This is a genomic window from Brachymonas sp. KE5 (assembly GCF_057773645.1).
Genome location: NZ_CM173463.1, coordinates 2,763,794 through 2,780,163 on the forward strand (window position 1 = coordinate 2,763,794; position 16,370 = coordinate 2,780,163).

At 64.3% G+C, this 16,370-nt stretch carries 19 protein-coding genes; 7 read left to right on the forward strand and 12 right to left on the reverse strand.

Annotation, left to right across the window (positions count from 1 at the left end; all coding sequences use genetic code 11):
- The first annotated feature begins 277 nt into the window (after window positions 1-277).
- Window positions 278-859, forward strand: a complete 582-nt coding sequence (locus tag ACX36O_RS13045; RefSeq protein WP_213362144.1) for an NnrU family protein — start codon at window positions 278-280, stop codon at window positions 857-859.
- A 25-nt stretch (window positions 860-884) separates the two neighbouring features.
- Here the strand turns inward: ACX36O_RS13045 and ACX36O_RS13050 are convergent, their stop codons facing one another.
- From ACX36O_RS13050 to ACX36O_RS13060, 3 genes are all read right to left on the reverse strand, one after another.
- Window positions 885-1,871 (reverse strand): extracellular catalytic domain type 1 short-chain-length polyhydroxyalkanoate depolymerase, encoded by a 987-nt coding sequence (locus ACX36O_RS13050; RefSeq protein ID WP_213362146.1) that lies wholly within the window; start codon window positions 1,869-1,871, stop codon window positions 885-887.
- 102 nt (window positions 1,872-1,973) lie between these two features.
- Window positions 1,974-2,561: a P-loop nucleotide/nucleoside kinase family protein gene (locus ACX36O_RS13055; protein ID WP_213362148.1), complete on the reverse strand. Its 588-nt coding sequence runs from the start codon at window positions 2,559-2,561 to the stop codon at window positions 1,974-1,976.
- A 129-nt stretch (window positions 2,562-2,690) separates the two neighbouring features.
- A complete protein-coding gene (locus tag ACX36O_RS13060) occupies window positions 2,691-3,209 on the reverse strand; it encodes a hypothetical protein (RefSeq protein ID WP_213362149.1) in 519 nt (172 codons plus the stop codon).
- 309 nt (window positions 3,210-3,518) lie between these two features.
- Between ACX36O_RS13060 and ACX36O_RS13065 the strand changes: the two genes are divergently transcribed.
- Window positions 3,519-4,193, forward strand: coding sequence for a DUF2238 domain-containing protein (locus ACX36O_RS13065; RefSeq protein WP_213362150.1), 675 nt, complete (start codon window positions 3,519-3,521; stop codon window positions 4,191-4,193).
- 58 nt (window positions 4,194-4,251) lie between these two features.
- Window positions 4,252-4,554: an encapsulin-associated ferritin-like protein gene (locus tag ACX36O_RS13070; protein ID WP_213362151.1), complete on the forward strand. Its 303-nt coding sequence runs from the start codon at window positions 4,252-4,254 to the stop codon at window positions 4,552-4,554.
- A gap of 84 nt (window positions 4,555-4,638) precedes the next feature.
- On the opposite strand, the gene ACX36O_RS13075 is transcribed toward ACX36O_RS13070, so the two are convergent.
- From ACX36O_RS13075 to ACX36O_RS13090, 4 genes are all read right to left on the reverse strand, one after another.
- The gene (locus ACX36O_RS13075; protein ID WP_213362152.1) at window positions 4,639-4,860 is read right to left on the reverse strand and encodes a DUF2788 domain-containing protein; all 222 of its coding nucleotides are present in this window, start codon (window positions 4,858-4,860) and stop codon (window positions 4,639-4,641) included.
- Between the two features lie 203 nt (window positions 4,861-5,063).
- Window positions 5,064-5,501, reverse strand: a complete 438-nt coding sequence (locus ACX36O_RS13080) for a Spy/CpxP family protein refolding chaperone (protein ID WP_213362153.1) — start codon at window positions 5,499-5,501, stop codon at window positions 5,064-5,066.
- 150 nt (window positions 5,502-5,651) lie between these two features.
- The gene (locus ACX36O_RS13085) at window positions 5,652-6,161 is read right to left on the reverse strand and encodes a MerR family DNA-binding protein (RefSeq protein ID WP_213362154.1); all 510 of its coding nucleotides are present in this window, start codon (window positions 6,159-6,161) and stop codon (window positions 5,652-5,654) included.
- Window positions 6,154-6,372, reverse strand: a complete 219-nt coding sequence (locus tag ACX36O_RS13090; RefSeq protein WP_213362155.1) for a heavy-metal-associated domain-containing protein — start codon at window positions 6,370-6,372, stop codon at window positions 6,154-6,156. The genes ACX36O_RS13085 and ACX36O_RS13090 overlap by 8 nt, the downstream gene beginning before the upstream one ends.
- A 162-nt stretch (window positions 6,373-6,534) precedes the next feature.
- On the opposite strand from ACX36O_RS13090, the gene ACX36O_RS13095 reads away from it, so the two are divergent.
- Window positions 6,535-8,886 (forward strand): heavy metal translocating P-type ATPase, encoded by a 2,352-nt coding sequence (locus ACX36O_RS13095; protein ID WP_323031968.1) that lies wholly within the window; start codon window positions 6,535-6,537, stop codon window positions 8,884-8,886.
- Window positions 8,887-8,947: 61 nt separating this feature from the next.
- Here ACX36O_RS13095 and ACX36O_RS13100 read toward each other — a convergent pair whose 3' ends face one another.
- From ACX36O_RS13100 to ACX36O_RS13110, 3 genes are all read right to left on the reverse strand, one after another.
- Window positions 8,948-9,511, reverse strand: a complete 564-nt coding sequence (locus tag ACX36O_RS13100) for a DUF6803 family protein (protein ID WP_213362157.1) — start codon at window positions 9,509-9,511, stop codon at window positions 8,948-8,950.
- A gap of 117 nt (window positions 9,512-9,628) precedes the next feature.
- Window positions 9,629-10,021, reverse strand: coding sequence for a hypothetical protein (locus ACX36O_RS13105; protein ID WP_213362158.1), 393 nt, complete (start codon window positions 10,019-10,021; stop codon window positions 9,629-9,631).
- Between the two features lie 78 nt (window positions 10,022-10,099).
- Window positions 10,100-10,741 carry a flavin reductase family protein gene (locus ACX36O_RS13110; RefSeq protein WP_323031969.1) on the reverse strand — a complete coding sequence of 214 codons (642 nt, stop codon included), beginning with the start codon at window positions 10,739-10,741 and terminating at the stop codon, window positions 10,100-10,102.
- Window positions 10,742-10,841: 100 nt separating this feature from the next.
- Between ACX36O_RS13110 and ACX36O_RS13115 the strand changes: the two genes are divergently transcribed.
- Entirely contained in the window at window positions 10,842-12,107 is a 1,266-nt protein-coding gene (locus ACX36O_RS13115) for a YbfB/YjiJ family MFS transporter (RefSeq protein WP_213362160.1), read from the forward strand.
- Between the two features lie 34 nt (window positions 12,108-12,141).
- Here the strand turns inward: ACX36O_RS13115 and ACX36O_RS13120 are convergent, their stop codons facing one another.
- Window positions 12,142-12,783: a trimeric intracellular cation channel family protein gene (locus ACX36O_RS13120; protein ID WP_213362162.1), complete on the reverse strand. Its 642-nt coding sequence runs from the start codon at window positions 12,781-12,783 to the stop codon at window positions 12,142-12,144.
- 375 nt (window positions 12,784-13,158) lie between these two features.
- A complete protein-coding gene (locus tag ACX36O_RS13125) occupies window positions 13,159-13,608 on the reverse strand; it encodes a hypothetical protein (protein WP_323031970.1) in 450 nt (149 codons plus the stop codon).
- A gap of 70 nt (window positions 13,609-13,678) precedes the next feature.
- Between ACX36O_RS13125 and mnmG the strand changes: the two genes are divergently transcribed.
- A complete protein-coding gene (gene mnmG / locus ACX36O_RS13130; protein ID WP_323031971.1) occupies window positions 13,679-15,652 on the forward strand; it encodes a tRNA uridine-5-carboxymethylaminomethyl(34) synthesis enzyme MnmG in 1,974 nt (657 codons plus the stop codon).
- Window positions 15,652-16,299 (forward strand): 16S rRNA (guanine(527)-N(7))-methyltransferase RsmG, encoded by a 648-nt coding sequence (rsmG, locus tag ACX36O_RS13135; protein WP_213362166.1) that lies wholly within the window; start codon window positions 15,652-15,654, stop codon window positions 16,297-16,299. The genes mnmG and rsmG overlap by 1 nt, the downstream gene beginning before the upstream one ends.
- The last annotated feature ends 71 nt before the right edge of the window (window positions 16,300-16,370 follow it).

The window sequence follows — 16,370 nt, forward strand, 5'->3', positions numbered from 1 at the left end:
GAACACTCCTTTTCTGATTGGTGTTTGCGACCAGACTGCATCGCCCGTACACGGACGCGCGGCGGCATCACCCGGTCACGCGTGCAACCAGTCTAGGGATCAAATCCCTCCCAGGCTGTGGGAGAACAGCGCATCGGCATGCAGCCAAATCCCTGACGTGGGTCACCCTTGATTGCCTCCGGGCTGCTCTCTGCCCGCCACGGCCTGCGCACCCCCGCCTTGCCCCTGACACGCAACGCGCCAATAATGGTCCTGTCGTTTTCAAGCAGGAGTAGGGATGACCATTCTGATTCTGGGCCTGGTGCTGTTCCTGGGCCCGCATTCCGTGCGTGTCGTGGCCGAACCCTGGCGCACGCAGATGCTGCAGCGCCTCGGCGAAAAGCCCTGGAAGGGCCTGTACAGCCTGGTGTCGCTGCTGGGTTTCGTGCTCATCATCTGGGGCTACGGGGTGGCGCGCGCCGACCCGGTGGTGCTGTGGCAGCCGCCCGTGGCCATGCGCCATATCGCCAGCCTGCTCACGCTGTTTGCTTTCATCCTGCTCACCGCCGCCTACGTGCCGGGCAACAGCATCAAGGGCCGCCTGCACCACCCGATGATCCTGGGCGTGAAGCTGTGGGCGTTTGCCCACCTGCTGGCCAACAGCATGTTGGCCGATCTGGTGCTGTTCGGCGCCTTTCTGCTCTGGGCCGTGCTCGACTACCGCGCCGCGCGCAAGCGCGACCGCGAACAGGGCATCAGCTACCCGCCGGGCACGCTGGGCCGCAGCGCCGTGGCCATTGTGATCGGCACCGCACTGTGGGCGGCATTCGCCTTCTGGCTGCACTTCGCCTGGATTGGCGTGGCACCCTTCGGCGCCTGAGCGCGGGGGCGCCCGGGCAGGGCGCTCAGGCCGCCGCGGCGACCGCTGCTTGCGCCCGCGCCGGCTTGCGCACGTGCTGCCCGAAAAAGCGCACCATCTCGGCCGCGGCATTCGGCCCCAGCGGATCGGTATAGCTGCCGCCGGCATGGCCGCCGCACCAAGCGTGCGCGCAGCCATGCACCAACCAGCTTTCGGCCATCACCTCGCCGTCAGCCGTGCGGTAGCTGGTGCGCGTCACATCGCGGCCGTTGGCACGGAAACGCTTGCTGCTCACCTCGGCATCGGGCGCCACGCAGGCCGCCACCAGGTGCTGGGCATTGGTGGGATGCACCACCTTGTCCAGATCGCCCTGGAACACGATCATGGGCACGCAGTCCTCGGTGTAGGGAAACACGATGCTGCGCCCGCCCCGGCGCATGGCCATCATGGCGGTGAACAGGCCGCTTGCAGCGCCCGGCGCCATGCCGGCATACACGCCCAGCGCCGCGAACAGCTCGGGATACAGGCGTGCCACCAGGGCCGCCATGGCCCCACCGGCAGACAGGCCGGCGATGTAGACGCGGTCCGGATCGATCGCGTGCCGGTTCAGCATGGCGCGGGTGATGCCGGCAATAAGGGCCGGCTCGCCGCGGCTGGGCTGCTGGTGGTTGCGCTGGAACCAGCTCCAGCACCGCTGCAGGCCGCGGTTGTCGGGCTGCTCGGGGTAGAGCACGTAGAACCCCTGCTCCCTGGCAAGCACATTCATGCCCGTGCCACGGGCAAAATCATCCGGGTTCTGGGTGCAGCCGTGCAGCATCACCACCAGGGGCAGCTTGCGCCGGCCCCCGGCGGCAGCGGGCGGAATGTACAGCTTGTAATGGCTCGATCCCACCCCCGGCTCTTCGTGGTGGCCGCGGCGGAAACTGCCCTTGGCCGGCACTTCTGGTGCGGTGGCCGCGGGCGCGGGCTTGCGCCCCGTCAGCCGGCGCTGCAAGCCTCCCAGAATGCTTCTGGCTTTCTGTAGGAACTTCATGGATAGATTGTGCGGCGCGTTTTGCTGCAGTGCAGCATCAAAAGGTAACGGCGGCGTTCATGCCGCAAAATCGCGTGACAAATTCAACAATGAATGGCGCAATCAGTCGCAATCCACACACAGTTCGCGCTTGAGCTGCAGGTACTGCGCCTCGTCGCTGGCGGTGTTGTCGTACAGCCGCAGTTCGGGATAACTGGCAGCATCGGGCATGAACAGGCGGGTGCGGTACTGGTCCCAGTGCTGCAGCTTCCACTGGTCGTTCGGGTTGCCGCGCTTCTCGATGCGGCGGCGCGCCTCGTCTTCCTGCAGATGCACCCAGACGATGCTGATTTCGGTGTCGTCCGGCACGCGCAGCCAGTCGCGGTCGATCAGTCTGTGTTCCTTGATCTCGCGCGAAAGCGGGCCCACCACGAACACATTGCAGTCCAGCGCCAGATTCTCGCGTGCCGTATCCAGCAGGCCGGCATATTCCGGATCACGCAGGTGCTGCAGGTACAGCGGGCTGTCGCGGTCGTTCGGGTTGCCGGTCAGCACGCCCATGACCGACGAACTGTAGTTGCCGTACAGCGTGTCCTTGTCCAGCAGGCAGAAGGACTGGCAGGTTTCGTCGTTCAGCTCACGCACCAGGCGCTTGGCCAGGGTGGTCTTGCCGGTGCCGGCGTGGCCGCAGATGAAGATGAGCTTGGACATGGGACTTGTCAGCAGAGTCGTGGAACCGACAGTGTAGCCAAAGGAATTAGTCATGCGCGACGCAAGGCCGATGTTTCACGTGAAGCAATCGTGCCGCGGCCGCGCAAATCGAGGGAAGCGACTGCCCCGTCAGCCCACGCCCAGCGCGTTCTTCAGCGCATCCAGCAGCTTGCGCTCGCCTTCGCTGAACTGCTCGCCGCCAAAGCCGAGAAAACCGCCTTCGCTCGAGGCCATGGCCACCTTTTCGGCCGCGCCCAGCACCCACTGGCGGTATTCGGCTGCCACGGCCGGATCCAGCGTCATCAGCAGGTTGTTGGCTTCGCTGGCATCGGCCACCGCCATGTCGACCAGCTTTTCCTGCGAGTTGACCTGCTTTTCGCGGATGCGGTTCTGCATCCAGTCGCGCGTGGCACGCATTTCGGCAATCTCGGCACTGCGGTCGACGGCCTGCGGATCGGGCAGGATGGAGCGGATCAGTTCGTTGTTCGGATACAGGCGCATGCCTTCGAGCAGGGCCTTGCTGTTGGTGAACATTTCCTTGCCGGTACCGAAAAGTCCGCTATTGCCGGCAAACGCCATGGCAGAGCCGATGGTGTGGGGCAGGGAGGCCAGCAGTTGCTGCTGTTCGGGGGTGAGGGCGAGGGCCATGGCCGCATCCTTTATGCTTGTGATGTCCGTATGGGGGTGCACACGAAAATCCTGGCAGAACACCTTGCAGCACGCATCCTTTGTCAGAGCGGTGAATGTCCCGGGCTGGCCCGCGCGAGGCTGGCCAGTGGCGGTACATTCTTGTCACATCCATCTCGCAGTAAGGCGCGAAGTCTGCAAGGTGTTTTGCCAGGATTTGCAGGTACGGTTCCACTGTAGGCAGATAGCGGAGGTAGCAGTGTAAGAAAAAACCCCAAGCATCTGCCAGTCAGTGGGATTCAAGGAGGCGTATGCTTTATGCTGCCCTGCATGACATCTTTTGCTGTATCTATAGCTGATCCACGCCTGCCAGCGCTACGTCTGGCTGCCTTGCTGATGCTCGTGATCCTGGCCGTCTCCGGCTGGATGGCCGGCGACAAGCCCACCTGGCTGCTGGAAACCCTGCCGGTCATGATTGCCGTGCCGCTGCTCGCCTTCACGCACCGGCGCTATCCGCTGACCACGCTGCTCTACGTGCTGGCCTTTCTGCACTGCCTGGTGCTGATCTATGGCGGCATCTACACCTATGCCGAAACGCCGTTCGGCTTCTGGCTGCGCGACTGGCTGGGCACGGTGCGCAATCCCTATGACAAGATCGGCCACTTCATGCAGGGTTTTGTGCCGGCAGTGGCAGCGCGCGAGATCCTGCTGCGCGGCCGGCACGTGCGCGGTCCGCGCATGCTGGCCTTTCTGGTGCTGTGCGTGGTGATGGCGATCAGCGCCTGCTACGAGCTGATCGAGTGGGGCGTGGCCCTGCTGTCGGACCAGGCCGCCGATGCCTTCCTCGGCACCCAGGGCGATCCGTGGGACACGCAATCCGACATGGGCTTTGCGCTGCTCGGAGGCATTGCGGCGCTGACGCTGCTGCCCGGCGTGCATGACCGGCAGCTGCAGCGCTTGCCGACTGTTACCGCTGCTGCAGCCCCGGCGCAGCAGGGGCGCTGATCCTGGTTTACAGTGGGCATGTAGTCATCCATTCACCAAGCAGACAAGGAGAGAACCAATGTCCAGTGTGGGCTATCACGAACCGGTCAATGAACTGAGCAACGAGACGCGCGACATGCACCGCGCCATCGTCTCGCTGATGGAAGAACTCGAAGCGGTCGACTGGTACAACCAGCGCGCCGATGCCTGCCAGGACGAGCAGCTGCGCAAGGTGCTGGAGCACAACCGCGACGAGGAGAAGGAACACGCCGCGATGACGCTGGAATGGATCCGCCGCAAGGATCCGACTTTCTCGAAATACCTGAAGGAGTTCCTGTTCACCGACGGCCCGCTGGTCGACATGGAGAACCACCAGCACTGAGCGCCGCTGGCAGCGCCTCAAGGCACAACGGGTCCGTTCAAGCGGACCCGTTTTGCGTTGGCTTCAGCCTGCGCGGCTGCGCTTTCAGAGAATCCGGTTCTTCTCGATGATGTACTCGATCAGCAGCTTGGCCAGGAAGCCGGTCATGCCCAGGCCGAGTGCCAGGAACAGCCAGAAGGTGCCGGTCTTGCCTGCCTTGGATTTCCACGCCAGGTTGGCGATGATGAAGATCATGTAGAGCATGAAGGCACCAATGCCGAAGGTCATGCCGAACTGGGTGATCTGTTCTTCCGTGAAACCAAACATGGGGGCGTGTTCCGTAGTGTGCGTGCGTTGCGGGCCGATTTCCGCAATGGGGATAGCTGCAAGCATAGCGGCATTTTCGGGCCACGCGGGCAGCTTGCGACCAAGTCCTACAGGGCGGGCGGGCATCGCCCGCAAACGTCAAAAGGCCCGCGCATGCGGGCCTTTGGGGGCGACTTCCGCACTGGAAGCCGTTGCGCCGAAGATTACTTCTTCTTCGGGGCAGCGCGCGGGGCCTGCACCGGCTGGGAAGTCATTTCGTCGAACATCTTCTTCTGGGCGTCGTCCAGCTTGTTGTACAGGCCCAGGGAAGCGTCGTAACGCTTGTTCAGGAAGGCATTTTCTTCAGCGCGCAGGCTCTTCAGGAACTCGATGCGCTGGGGCGTCTTCATGTTGTTGAACTCGGCAGCGCTCGGGTTGCGGCTGGGGTTGAAGTTCTGCGTGTAGGCGGCCACGAAGCCGTTCCAGGCCGCTTCCTGACCGGCGTTGATCTTCAGCACGTTCTTCAGCTGGGCAATCTGGTTCTGGGCGTTGGCTGCAGCGTTGGCGGGGGCCTTCTGGGCCATGGCAACACCGCTGGTACCCAGCACGCCCATCATGGCGGCTGCGATCAGGGGCTTGGCAAAAGTCTTCGTAAAGGTCATGGTCTTCCTTGCAAAAGAAAAGGTTCACTGCGGCGAACCACCGTGGCTACGCCGAATATGCACAGTATGCCCACAACAGCGCCGCTACCATCGGCGCTGCGTGTGGATTTGTAAGCAATCAGGCTGATATTAGCATCCTGCGCGGGATGGTTACACATTCCGCAAGCTTGATGTCATGCCGCAACAGCCGTGCGTGGGCGATTTGGGCGGCGGCGCCGCCTTGCCCGAAATGCTGTCGGTGATGGGACAGCCCTCCTCGAGCGTGCCGCAGTCGCGCGTCAGGTCGAGCAAGGCCTGCTTCATGAACTGGATCTCCCGGATGCGGCAATCGAGCAGCTCGATATGCTTGTCGGCCAGCTCCTTGGCGGCCGCGCAATGGTCGCCGCCGGCGCGCCACATCTTGAGCAGCTTCTCGATGTCGTCCAGGCTGAAATCGACCGAACGGCAATGCTGGATGAAGCGCAGCGTCTGCACATCGTCGAGCGAGTAGAGGCGGTAGCCGCCGCCACTGCGCTGGATTTCGCCGAGCAGGCCCTGGGCCTCGTAGTGGCGCACCATCTTGGGCGTCAGGCCGGACAGGCGCGACGCAATGCCGACGTTCACCGGCCATTCTTCCACGCCCGTGGTATCGACCGGTTCGGGATGCAGCAGGTCAATCATGGCAGCTGTCCTCCACCTGGTAGCCTTCCTCGCGGATCGCCTCGCAGACGCTTGCGGCATCCGCCACGGTCTGTACCTGCACCAGATTGGCCTCGCGGTCGATGCTGACTTCGGCACCGCCATCCACTTGCCGGATGGCGCGGGTGACGGCCTTTTCGCAATGACCGCAAGTCATTCCCTTGACGGTTAGACGGTAGGTGTGGGTAGTCATGGGCGTACTCCTGGAAAAAAAGCGGATCGCGTTTTGGCGCTATCCTGCATTGCATCCCTTGCGCAAGCCCTTGACGGGCGTGGTGTCTTGCGTGTCAGGGTAAACCTTATCACGGTGACAAGGTTTATGCTTTCGCCATTATGCGGCAAATTTGAAAACAACATGAATTTTTCTGCATCTCTACCTACCGTGGATATCGGAATCGACGGCATGACCTGTGCCTCCTGCGTGGCGCGTGTGGAGCGCGCCCTGCGCAAGGTGGAAGGCGTGCAGGATGCCAGCGTCAACCTGGCGACCGAGTCCGCACGAGTGACGCTGGCGCCGGAACTGGCGGCGGACGCTGCCGGCCAGGCCCCGGCCATCCTGCTGCGCGCCATCCGCAATGCCGGCTACACGCCGCGTGCACAAAGCGGCTTGCAGCCGCTCGACAACACCCGCATTTTAGGGGTTCCACGCGACTTTGCGCCGGTGCTGGCCGGCCTGCTGCTGTGCCTGCCGCTGGTGGCGCCGATGTTTCTGGCGCCCTTCATCGGAGCGGACGCAGCGCACAGCCTGGTGCCGGTGTGGTTGCAATTCATCCTTGGCACCATCGTGCAGTTCACACTCGGCCTGCGCTTCTACCGCGGTGCCTGGCATGCGCTGAAGCAGCGCACCGGCAATATGGAACTGCTGGTGGCCATCGGTACCACGGCGGCCTGGGGGCTGTCGCTGTGGCTGTGGTGGCGGCACGGCCTGTCGGTGGATGACGCGCATCGCGGCATGCACGGAGCGCCCCATGTGTATTTCGAAAGCGCCGCCGTGGTGATCACGCTGGTGCAGCTGGGCAAGTGGCTGGAAATGCGTGCCCGGCGCCAGACTTCGCAGGCGATTGCCGCGCTGCAGGCGCTGCGCCCGGACGTGGCGCACTGGCTGTCGCCGCTGGATGGCGAGCAGGATGTACCGGTCTCGGAACTGCTGGTGGGCGACCGCGTGCTGCTGCGCCCGGGCGAGCGCGTGCCGGCCGATGCCACGGTGGTGGAAGGCAGCAGCCAGATCGACGCCAGCATGCTGACGGGCGAGCCACTGCCGGTGGACGTGGGGCCGGGCGACAAGGTGACAGGCGGCACGCTCAACGGCGGCGGGCTGCTGCAGCTGCAGGTGACGGCCACCGCCGGCGAGGGCGTGCTGGCCCACATCATCCGCCTGGTGGAAGACGCCCAGGCTGCCAAGCCGCCGATCCAGAAGCTGGTGGACAAGGTGGCGGCGGTATTCGTGCCGGCGGTGCTGGTGGTGGCGGCGCTGACGCTGGCAGCCTGGCTGCTGGCCGGCCTGCCGACCGAGCAGGCAATTCTGCGTGCCGTGGCCGTGCTGGTGATTGCCTGCCCCTGTGCGCTGGGCCTGGCCACGCCGGTGGCCATCATGGCCGGGACCGGAGTGGCCGCGAAACATGGCATTCTGATCAAGGACAGCGTGGCGCTGGAACGCGCGCACGAGGTGCAGGTGGTGGCCTTTGACAAGACCGGCACGCTCACGCAGGGCCAGCCGGTGCTGGCTGCGCTGCTGCCGCTGCAGACGGGCAGCGCGAAGGGGCCGGATGGCAGCGCTACCGAACACGCTGCCGTCACACCAGCGCTTGCCGCAGCCGCAGCGCTGCAGCAGGGCAGTGAACATCCGCTGGCACTGGCTGTACTGCGCGCGATGAAGGACAGCCAGGGCGCTGCGCTTGGGAATCCCGCACAGGAGGTGCAGGCGGTAGCCGGCCACGGCATACAGGGCCGGCTGGAAGATGGTGCCCTCTGGTACCTCGGCAGCCTGCGCTGGATGGAACAGCTGCAGCCCGAAGCAGTCGGCACCGATGCGGGAGAGGATTTCATGCGCCACTGGCTGGCACAGGGCGCCACGCTGTCGGCGCTGGCACGCCAGCAGCCGGGCGGTCCGATGCAATTGCAGGCCCTGCTGGCTTTTACCGATACGCCCAAGCCCGAAGCGGCCGAGGCCGTGGGCAAGCTGCACGCGCAAGGCCTGCAAACGGTGCTGATCAGCGGCGACAATCGCGCGGCTGCCGAGGCACTGGCGCGCCGCGTGGGCCTGAAACCGGAACAGGGCGAGGTGCAGGCCGAGGTGCTGCCGGCCGACAAGGCCGAGGCCATCCGGCAGTTGCAGCAGGGCAGCGGCGGCATACCGCGCGTGGTGGCCATGGTGGGGGACGGCATCAACGACGCGCCGGCGCTGGCTGCCGCCGATGTGGGCATGGCCATGGCCAATCCGCAGGGCGGCACCGACGTGGCCCTGCATGCCGCCGACGTTACGCTGATGCGCGGCGACGTGCGGCTGGTGGCAGGTGCCATCGCCATCTCGCGCGCCACCGTGCGCAAGATCCGCCAGAATCTGTTCTGGGCCTTTGCCTACAACGTCATCGGCATCCCGCTGGCCGCCTTCGGCATGCTCAGCCCGATGCTGGCCGGTGCGGCCATGGCGCTCAGTTCCGTTTCGGTGGTGAGCAATGCGCTGCTGTTGCGGCGCTGGAAGCCCTGATCCGGGGCCGGGCAGGCCATGCGTTCATCGGAACGATGGCCTGCGCTTCCCGGCGGCAGGGTCAGTGCATCGCATGCGCGGCGGAGGCTGCAGCCTGTCCGGCAGCAGGCGCCGTCGCGCCATGGACGCCGCTCTCATGACTTGAACCGGCCGCCGGCTGCCAGCCCAGCAGGCCGGGATCCGCCATGCCGGCAATCATGGCCACATGCCCGAGCACCAGGAACAGGGCGATGCAGATGGCCTGCAACCGGCGCTTGGCCCACACCTCGGCGCCGCGGTTGATCAGGCCGAGTTGCTGCAGCGCCACCACCACCAGCGGCAGCCCCCCCAGCAGATAGCTGCCGACCGCAATCACATCGATCGCGGTGCGCCAGGCGTGGGCCTGCGTGATGGGCACCACAGCCTGCGGCAACAACCAGGCAATCACGCCGATGAAATACAGCCCCACAGCAATCCCGACGAAACGGTTGAGGGACGCCACTGCCCCGTCCAGCTTGCGCGTGAACAGCAGGTACAGCTCGGTGATGGCCAGGGTTTCGGCCAGGATGACCGGAATGGCCATGAAAAGGATCAGGTTCCAGGGCTGGTTGGTGGCCAGCAATTCCATGTAATGCGTCATGTTCATGACAAATGACTCCAGAAAAAGTGAGGCAGCCGGCGGCACGGCCGGATCAGGCCGGCACGGCGGCAGGAAATACGCAGGGAAGATCCCCCGCCTGGAAATCAGGCGGGTTTTCCGGAGTCAGGCCGCAGGGGGTCGGTAGGGCACGTCGATATGCCCGGAAAGCCTCAGGTCGCGCACGCGGGCGTGCAGCGTGGCCGGGGCAGCCTCTGCGGGAAGCAGCAGGGGCAGGGTGGCCAGCACCGGCGGCAGGCAGCAGACATGACCGCCTGCATGATGCGTGCTGCCGGTGCCATGGGACGGGGAACATGGGCGCTGGGAGACCTCGTGGTGGACGCCAGAAGAGGCGTGCGCACCTGCCTGGTCATTCCGATTGCCGGCATTGGAGCAGGGATCGGGGAGACTGCCTGCGTGTTGCCATGGGGCTGCCGCAACCGTGCGGTCATGCCCCGCATGCAGCGGCCCGCCCAGCAGCAGGGACAGGCACAACAACATCAGGGTCAGCACACGCATGCATCGATTGTAGGGCCGCAGGGGGCAGGCGGCAGCAGCGCGGCCGCGAGACAACAGAATCGCCGGATCTCACGGCGCTCAGGCCGGCTTGTTCAGCACCGGTCGCGCCAGCACGGCGTCTTCCTTCGCCACGCTGTAGCCGTCGCCGCCCATCTTGCCCAGCGTCCGGTGCTGCGCCAGCGAAATCTCGCCATTGGCCTCGACCGATTCGTGCACGTGGATGGCCACCACATCGAGCAGCATCATCGTGCCGCCCATGGGATTACTGGCCACCGGCAGGATCTGGCGCAGGCGGCATTCGTAGCGCACCGGCGCAATCGCCACGCCGGGAACGGCCACATGCACGCTCGGCGCGCGCTCGATGCCGGCAGCGTCGAATTCGCTCACGTCCGGCGGATAGTCGCCGGCGCAGGCATTCATCAGTTCCAGCTGCGCGCTGCTGGCCACGTTGACCACGCATTCGCCGCTCTGTTGCAGATTGGTCAGTGTGTCCTTGTGCGGGCGCTCGGCAGGGCGGTTGGGCGGGTTCACCTGCGTTACTGCCAGCACCGGCGGCTGCACGCTGGCCACGGTGAAAAAGGAATAGGGCGCCAGGTTGTCCACCCCCTCGGCGCTGCGCGTGCTGACCCAGGCAATCGGGCGCGGCACCACGCCGCTGGTGAGCAGACGGTAGACACGGGGCACATCACGCGGGGTATCGGCAAGCAGGTCGACGAGCATGGCAGGTCCTTGAATCGGAAATCAATCTACCGGTCAATATAGCATCAGGGCTTACCCTGAATGCCGCGGATGCGGGCGAACGCCGTGCTAACGTAGCCGGATGACCACGCCGCCTGCTTCCCCTCCCCGGTTTTCCTTGCGCGGCATGGTGCTGCTGGCGCTGGCCCTGTCGCTGGCAGCGGCGATTTCGCTGGGCGTGACGCGCTTTGCCTACAGCCTGCTGCTGCCGGTGATGCGGGCCGACCTGCAGTGGAGCTATACCATCGCCGGGGCCATGAATACCGTCAACGCGGCCGGCTATCTGGTAGGTGCTCTGCTGATGCCGCGCCTGGTGCAACATATTTCGCACGAGCGGGTTGTGCTGGCCAGTGCCTTGCTGGCCAGTGTGTTGATGGGGATTTCCGGGCTGTTCACCGATACCGGCATGCTGCTGGCCCTGCGCCTGCTGGCAGGGGTGCTGAGCGCCACGCTGTTCGTCGGTGGCGGGCTGCTGGCGGCTCGGCTGAGCAGCTACGCACCAGCCCACAGCGGGCTGCTGCTGGGGCTGTATTACGGCGGTACCGGCTGGGGCATTGCAGGATCGGCACTGTGGGTGCCACTGGCGCTGGAGCTCAGTGCCGGACAGGCCCATTCCTGGCAATCATCCTGGTGGCTGCTGGGCGGCATGTGCCTGCTGGCCATGATCGGCTTGCTGCTGGCGCGGCCCTGGCTGCACCGGCTGTGGCAGCAAGCGCCCCCTCCCAAGCCCTCCGCAACGGCAAACTCGGCTGGCTCGGGTCGTGCAGCAGGTGTCGCTCTGCAAGAGCGTTTCCGCTGGCGGCAGTTCGGTTTTGCCCTGGCCGCCTATTTCCAGTTCGGTCTGGGCTATATCGGCTACATGACCTTCATCATCGCCCTGCTGCGCAGCAGCGGGGCCTCCTCCTTGCAGATCACCGTTTTCTATGCCTTGCTCGGCCTGGCGGTAGTGGCCTCCGGCCGCATCTGGGCTCGCCTGCTGGACCGCTACCACGGGGGGCAGGCGCTGGCCATTCTGAGCGCGCTGCTCGGGCTGGCCACGCTGCTGCCGGTGCTCTCCACCCATTCGCTGCTGGCCATGGTTTCGGGCATGCTGTTTGGCGCCACCTTTCTCTCCGTGGTGGCCTCGACCACCGCATTGGTGCGCCACAACCTGGGGCCGGAGGCCTGGGTCAGCGGCATCAGCGCCTTCACCATCGTGTTTGCCGTTGGCCAGGTACTGGGTCCGGCGCTGGTGGGATGGATCTCGGACGGCCCGGGCGGGCTGCAGCGCGGCCTGCTGGTGTCCGCACTGGCGCTGTGGCTGGGGGCCCTGCTGGCAAGCCGGCAAAAGGCGCTGCAAGCGCGTTGAGCGGCTTTTGTGGCGATGGATGGGACCGGATGCGTCAGTGGCTATCGAGCTGCGGCAGCTTGACTCCCAGAAAGGCCAGCAGCAGGCGTGCGCCGGCAATCGATGCAGATGCCACCACCGTACTCCAGAACACATCCAGCCATTGCAGCTGCAGCAGAAGCAGCAGGCCCCAGTTGCCGACAAAGGCCACGCTGGCGTAGGGCGTGGGATCACTCATCAGCATCGGTTTTTCATTGCAGGCAATGTCGCGCAGCAGGCCACCAAAGGTCGCTGCGAGCACGCCCATCAGCACGGCAGGCAGCGCCGGCCAGCCATGCTGCAGCGCCATTTGCGTGCCGGTGGCGCTGAAGATGCCCAGGCCGACGGCGTCGGCCACCAGAATGACCCTGTCTGAAAACAGGCGCGAGGTGATGCGCAGCGTCAGGCTGCCCAGCAGGGCCATGACCAGCACGCCCCAGAGCAGAGCGCTTTGTTCCACCCAGTAGAACGGCCGCTGCTCCAGCATCAGGTCGCGCAGCGTGCCGCCGCCAAACGCGGCCAGAAAAATGGCAATGAAGCTGCCGACGGCATCGAGCCGGTGCTGCTTGGCCACGAACAGCCCGGACAGCGCAAAAGCGAAGATACCGACGATTTCCAGGGTGACAAAGACGAGGCGAGGGTCCAGCGAGAGTTCCATGGCGGGCATTGTAGGCAAGGCGGTGTCGGGTTCGGCGCAATGGGCAGGACTGGACCGTGTTTGGTTTGGGTGTTTTGGAGGTCGCTGCGCGGGGCCATTCAGGGGGTTGGTGCGAGCAAGAGTTGTCCCCTGTATTTTTTTGGATGGTATATATAAATAGTGGTAGATAGTAGGAGAACGCCGGTTTCTGTGGACAAGTCGCTTTTTGTCTGCCGAATCAGGTGCTTGCAGTGCCGTACAAACGCTGTATGACCGTGCTTCGCAGTTGTACGCGGCGAGACAACAAGTTGGCGACAAGGCTGGATCCTGTGGATAAGCAGATGGTTGTGCCAGCAATCTCCCCAAAGTTATCCACAAGGGTTCCGGGTGCGGATTTCAGGGCGTATCAGGCTGTGTGAGGCGCTCGAGATCGGCGAGGAAATGTAGGGCGTGGACGCGGTTGCGGGCGGGATCGGATGCGGTGCCGCACATCTCGGGACCGGGCTGGAGGCTGGTGCAGACAGCAGGGCGGCGCGGGTCACCGAACAGGCTGCAGCGCAGCTGGGCGTCGAGTTGTACACAGGGCACGCCGGGAGGCTTGCTGTGACTGCCGGGTCCGTGCAGATCGGGAATCGGACCGCTGATGCTGGGCGCAATGCAGCAGGCGGCGCAGCCGGGATAGCAGGGATGGTCAGGGGATGTCGCTGGGTGGCTCATGGCCGGATTGTAGATTTCGCGTCGCAAGCCCGCGTCAGCATTGGGTTTTATCGTCAGAAACACAACACGGAAATGCGCCAGCCGGTACAATGCAGGGCTTGCCATCGCAAGAAAGATGATGTCCGACACGCCCCAGCCTCAGGTATTTTCCGGAGCGCGCGGCGTGTTTTTTTCTCCCAGCCAGCGGCTGGAACCGCACATGATTTATCCCCAGCAATTTGACGTGATCGTGGTCGGCGGCGGCCACGCCGGTACCGAGGCTGCCCTGGCCGCTGCGCGCATGGGTTGCCAGACCCTGCTGCTGACCCACAATATCGAAACCCTTGGCCAGATGAGCTGCAACCCCAGCATCGGCGGGATCGGCAAGGGCCATCTGGTGAAGGAAGTGGATGCATTGGGCGGGGCCATGGCGCTGGCGACCGACGAAGGCGGCATCCAGTTCCGCATTCTCAACTCCAGCAAGGGGCCGGCCGTGCGCGCCACGCGGGCGCAGGCCGACCGCATCCTGTACAAGGCTGCCATCCGCCGCATGCTGGAGAACCAGCCCAACCTGTGGCTGTTCCAGCAGGCCGTGACCGATTTGCTGGTGGAAGGCGAGCGGGTGGCGGGAGCGGTGACCGAAGTCGGCATCACCTTCCGTGGCCGTACCGTGGTGCTGACGGCAGGCACCTTTCTGGACGGCCGCATCCATGTGGGCCTGAACAACTACCAGGCCGGCCGCGCCGGAGACCCGCCGGCGGTATCGCTGTCAGCGCGGTTGAAGGAGTTGCAGCTGCCGCAGGGCCGCCTCAAAACCGGTACCCCGCCGCGTCTCGATGGCCGCAGCATCGATTTTTCCCGATGCGAGGCGCAACCCGGTGACGGCATGCCTGGTGGCATGAGTCCGCACATGCCGGTGTTCAGCTTCATGGGCAAGGCCGCCATGCACCCGCAGCAGATGCCGTGCTGGATCACCCACACCAATGCCCGCACGCATGACATCATCCGCAGCGGCTTTGACCGCAGCCCCATGTTTACCGGCAAGATCGAAGGCGTGGGCCCGCGCTACTGCCCGAGCGTGGAAGACAAGATAAACCGCTTCGCGGACAAGGAAAGCCACCAGATTTTTCTCGAGCCGGAAGGCCTGACCACCAACGAGTACTACCCCAACGGCATCAGCACCTCGCTGCCTTTCGACATCCAGCTGGCACTGGTGCGTTCCATGCCCGGTCTGGAGAACGCGCACATCCTGCGGCCCGGCTATGCGATCGAATACGACTACTATGATCCGCGCAGCCTGACGGCCACGTTCGAGACGCAGCAGATCAAGGGCCTGTTCTTTGCCGGCCAGATCAACGGCACCACCGGCTACGAAGAAGCGGCCGCCCAGGGCCTGTTTGCCGGCCTTAACGCGGCGCTGCAATGCAAGGGCGAAGCGCCTTGGACGCCGCGCCGTGACGAGGCCTATCTGGGCGTGCTGGTGGATGACCTGATCACCAAAGGCGTGACCGAGCCCTACCGCATGTTTACCAGCCGTGCAGAATTCCGCCTGCAACTGCGCGAGGACAACGCCGACATGCGCCTCACCGAAACCGGCCGCAAGCTCGGCCTGGTAGATGATGCGCGCTGGGAGGCCTTCAACCGCAAACGAGATGCTGTTTCACGTGAAACAGAGCGTTTGAAGTCGACTTGGGTCAATCCGCAGATGTTGCCGGCCGAAGAAGCGCAGCGCGTGCTGTGCAAGGCCATAGAGCGCGAGTACAACCTGGCGGATCTGCTGCGACGCCCGGAAGTGGACTACGCAAATCTGGTTTCGCTGGATGGCGGGAAGTTTGCGAGCGCCGAATTGACTGCCGATGTTTCACGTGAAACCGATGCCGACTTTATCGATGCCGTGATCGAGCAGGTGGAGATCGGCATCAAGTATGCCGGCTATATCGATCGCCAGAAGTCCGAGGTGGAACGGGCTGCTGCCTACGAAAATCTCACCTTGCCGGAAGACTTCGACTACATGCAAGTGCCGGCCCTGAGCATTGAGGTGCGCCAGAAGCTGAATCGCCACAAGCCCTCCACGCTGGGGCAAGCCTCGCGCATCAGCGGCATCACGCCAGCGGCGATTTCCCTGTTGCTGATCCACCTGAAGAAATCCCGCAAGGACTTCGGCCAGACCGCAGCGCAGAAAGGAGAAGCCTGATGCGGGCATTGCAGGCGGAACTGGAAAAAGGTCTGAAACAGCTGCAGCTGGAACTGACCGATGCGCAGCTAGGGCAATTGCTCGACTATCTGGAGTTGCTGCAGAAATGGAATCGCGTCTACAACCTGACGGCCGTACGCGATCCGCAGGAAATGCTGACGCACCATCTGCTGGACAGTCTGGCAGCGGTGCGCCCGCTGCAGCGCCATGTTGAACAAAACGGCGCCAGGACTTTGCTCGATGTGGGATCCGGCGGAGGATTGCCTGGCGTGGTGTTCGCCATTTGTTGTCCTGAACTGCAGGTGAGTTGCGTGGATACGGTCGGGAAAAAGGCAGCTTTCATCCAGCAAGCTGCGGCAGGTTTGCGTTTGACTAATCTGCGTGGCATCCATGCGCGCGTGGAAAAGCTGACCGACACCTACGATGTGGTGAGCAGCCGGGCATTCGCCACCCTGAAGGACTTCACCGACTGGTCCGAGCAGGCCTTAACGAATGATGGCGTTTGGCTGGCGATGAAGGGCAAGGAGCCCGTGGTTGAAATGGCGCAGCTGTCTGCCGGCGTGGAGGTGTTTCACGTGGAACAACTGACAGTGCCCATGCTGGATGCGCAGCGCTGCATCGTGTGGATACGGAAGTCTATGGGCTGATGCGCCGTTTCGTGGCTTCGATGCAGCGCTGGTGAAGTGGCCAGACGCATCCGGCTCATACTCGCTGCGCT

What these genes read in the sequence shown, in the direction of transcription:
- ACX36O_RS13045 (WP_213362144.1), top strand. Translation starts at nt 278, where the DNA reads ATGACCATTCTGATTCTGGGCCTGGTGCTGTTCCTGGGCCCGCATTCC.
- ACX36O_RS13050 (WP_213362146.1), bottom strand. Translation starts at nt 1,871, where the DNA reads ATGAAGTTCCTACAGAAAGCCAGAAGCATTCTGGGAGGCTTGCAGCGC.
- ACX36O_RS13055 (WP_213362148.1), bottom strand. Translation starts at nt 2,561, where the DNA reads ATGTCCAAGCTCATCTTCATCTGCGGCCACGCCGGCACCGGCAAGACC.
- ACX36O_RS13060 (WP_213362149.1), bottom strand. Translation starts at nt 3,209, where the DNA reads ATGGCCCTCGCCCTCACCCCCGAACAGCAGCAACTGCTGGCCTCCCTG.
- ACX36O_RS13065 (WP_213362150.1), top strand. Translation starts at nt 3,519, where the DNA reads ATGACATCTTTTGCTGTATCTATAGCTGATCCACGCCTGCCAGCGCTA.
- ACX36O_RS13070 (WP_213362151.1), top strand. Translation starts at nt 4,252, where the DNA reads ATGTCCAGTGTGGGCTATCACGAACCGGTCAATGAACTGAGCAACGAG.
- ACX36O_RS13075 (WP_213362152.1), bottom strand. Translation starts at nt 4,860, where the DNA reads ATGTTTGGTTTCACGGAAGAACAGATCACCCAGTTCGGCATGACCTTC.
- ACX36O_RS13080 (WP_213362153.1), bottom strand. Translation starts at nt 5,501, where the DNA reads ATGACCTTTACGAAGACTTTTGCCAAGCCCCTGATCGCAGCCGCCATG.
- ACX36O_RS13085 (WP_213362154.1), bottom strand. Translation starts at nt 6,161, where the DNA reads ATGATTGACCTGCTGCATCCCGAACCGGTCGATACCACGGGCGTGGAA.
- ACX36O_RS13090 (WP_213362155.1), bottom strand. Translation starts at nt 6,372, where the DNA reads ATGACTACCCACACCTACCGTCTAACCGTCAAGGGAATGACTTGCGGT.
- ACX36O_RS13095 (WP_323031968.1), top strand. Translation starts at nt 6,535, where the DNA reads ATGAATTTTTCTGCATCTCTACCTACCGTGGATATCGGAATCGACGGC.
- ACX36O_RS13100 (WP_213362157.1), bottom strand. Translation starts at nt 9,511, where the DNA reads ATGAACATGACGCATTACATGGAATTGCTGGCCACCAACCAGCCCTGG.
- ACX36O_RS13105 (WP_213362158.1), bottom strand. Translation starts at nt 10,021, where the DNA reads ATGCGTGTGCTGACCCTGATGTTGTTGTGCCTGTCCCTGCTGCTGGGC.
- ACX36O_RS13110 (WP_323031969.1), bottom strand. Translation starts at nt 10,741, where the DNA reads ATGCTCGTCGACCTGCTTGCCGATACCCCGCGTGATGTGCCCCGTGTC.
- ACX36O_RS13115 (WP_213362160.1), top strand. Translation starts at nt 10,842, where the DNA reads ATGACCACGCCGCCTGCTTCCCCTCCCCGGTTTTCCTTGCGCGGCATG.
- ACX36O_RS13120 (WP_213362162.1), bottom strand. Translation starts at nt 12,783, where the DNA reads ATGGAACTCTCGCTGGACCCTCGCCTCGTCTTTGTCACCCTGGAAATC.
- mnmG (WP_323031971.1), top strand. Translation starts at nt 13,679, where the DNA reads ATGATTTATCCCCAGCAATTTGACGTGATCGTGGTCGGCGGCGGCCAC.
- rsmG (WP_213362166.1), top strand. Translation starts at nt 15,652, where the DNA reads ATGCGGGCATTGCAGGCGGAACTGGAAAAAGGTCTGAAACAGCTGCAG.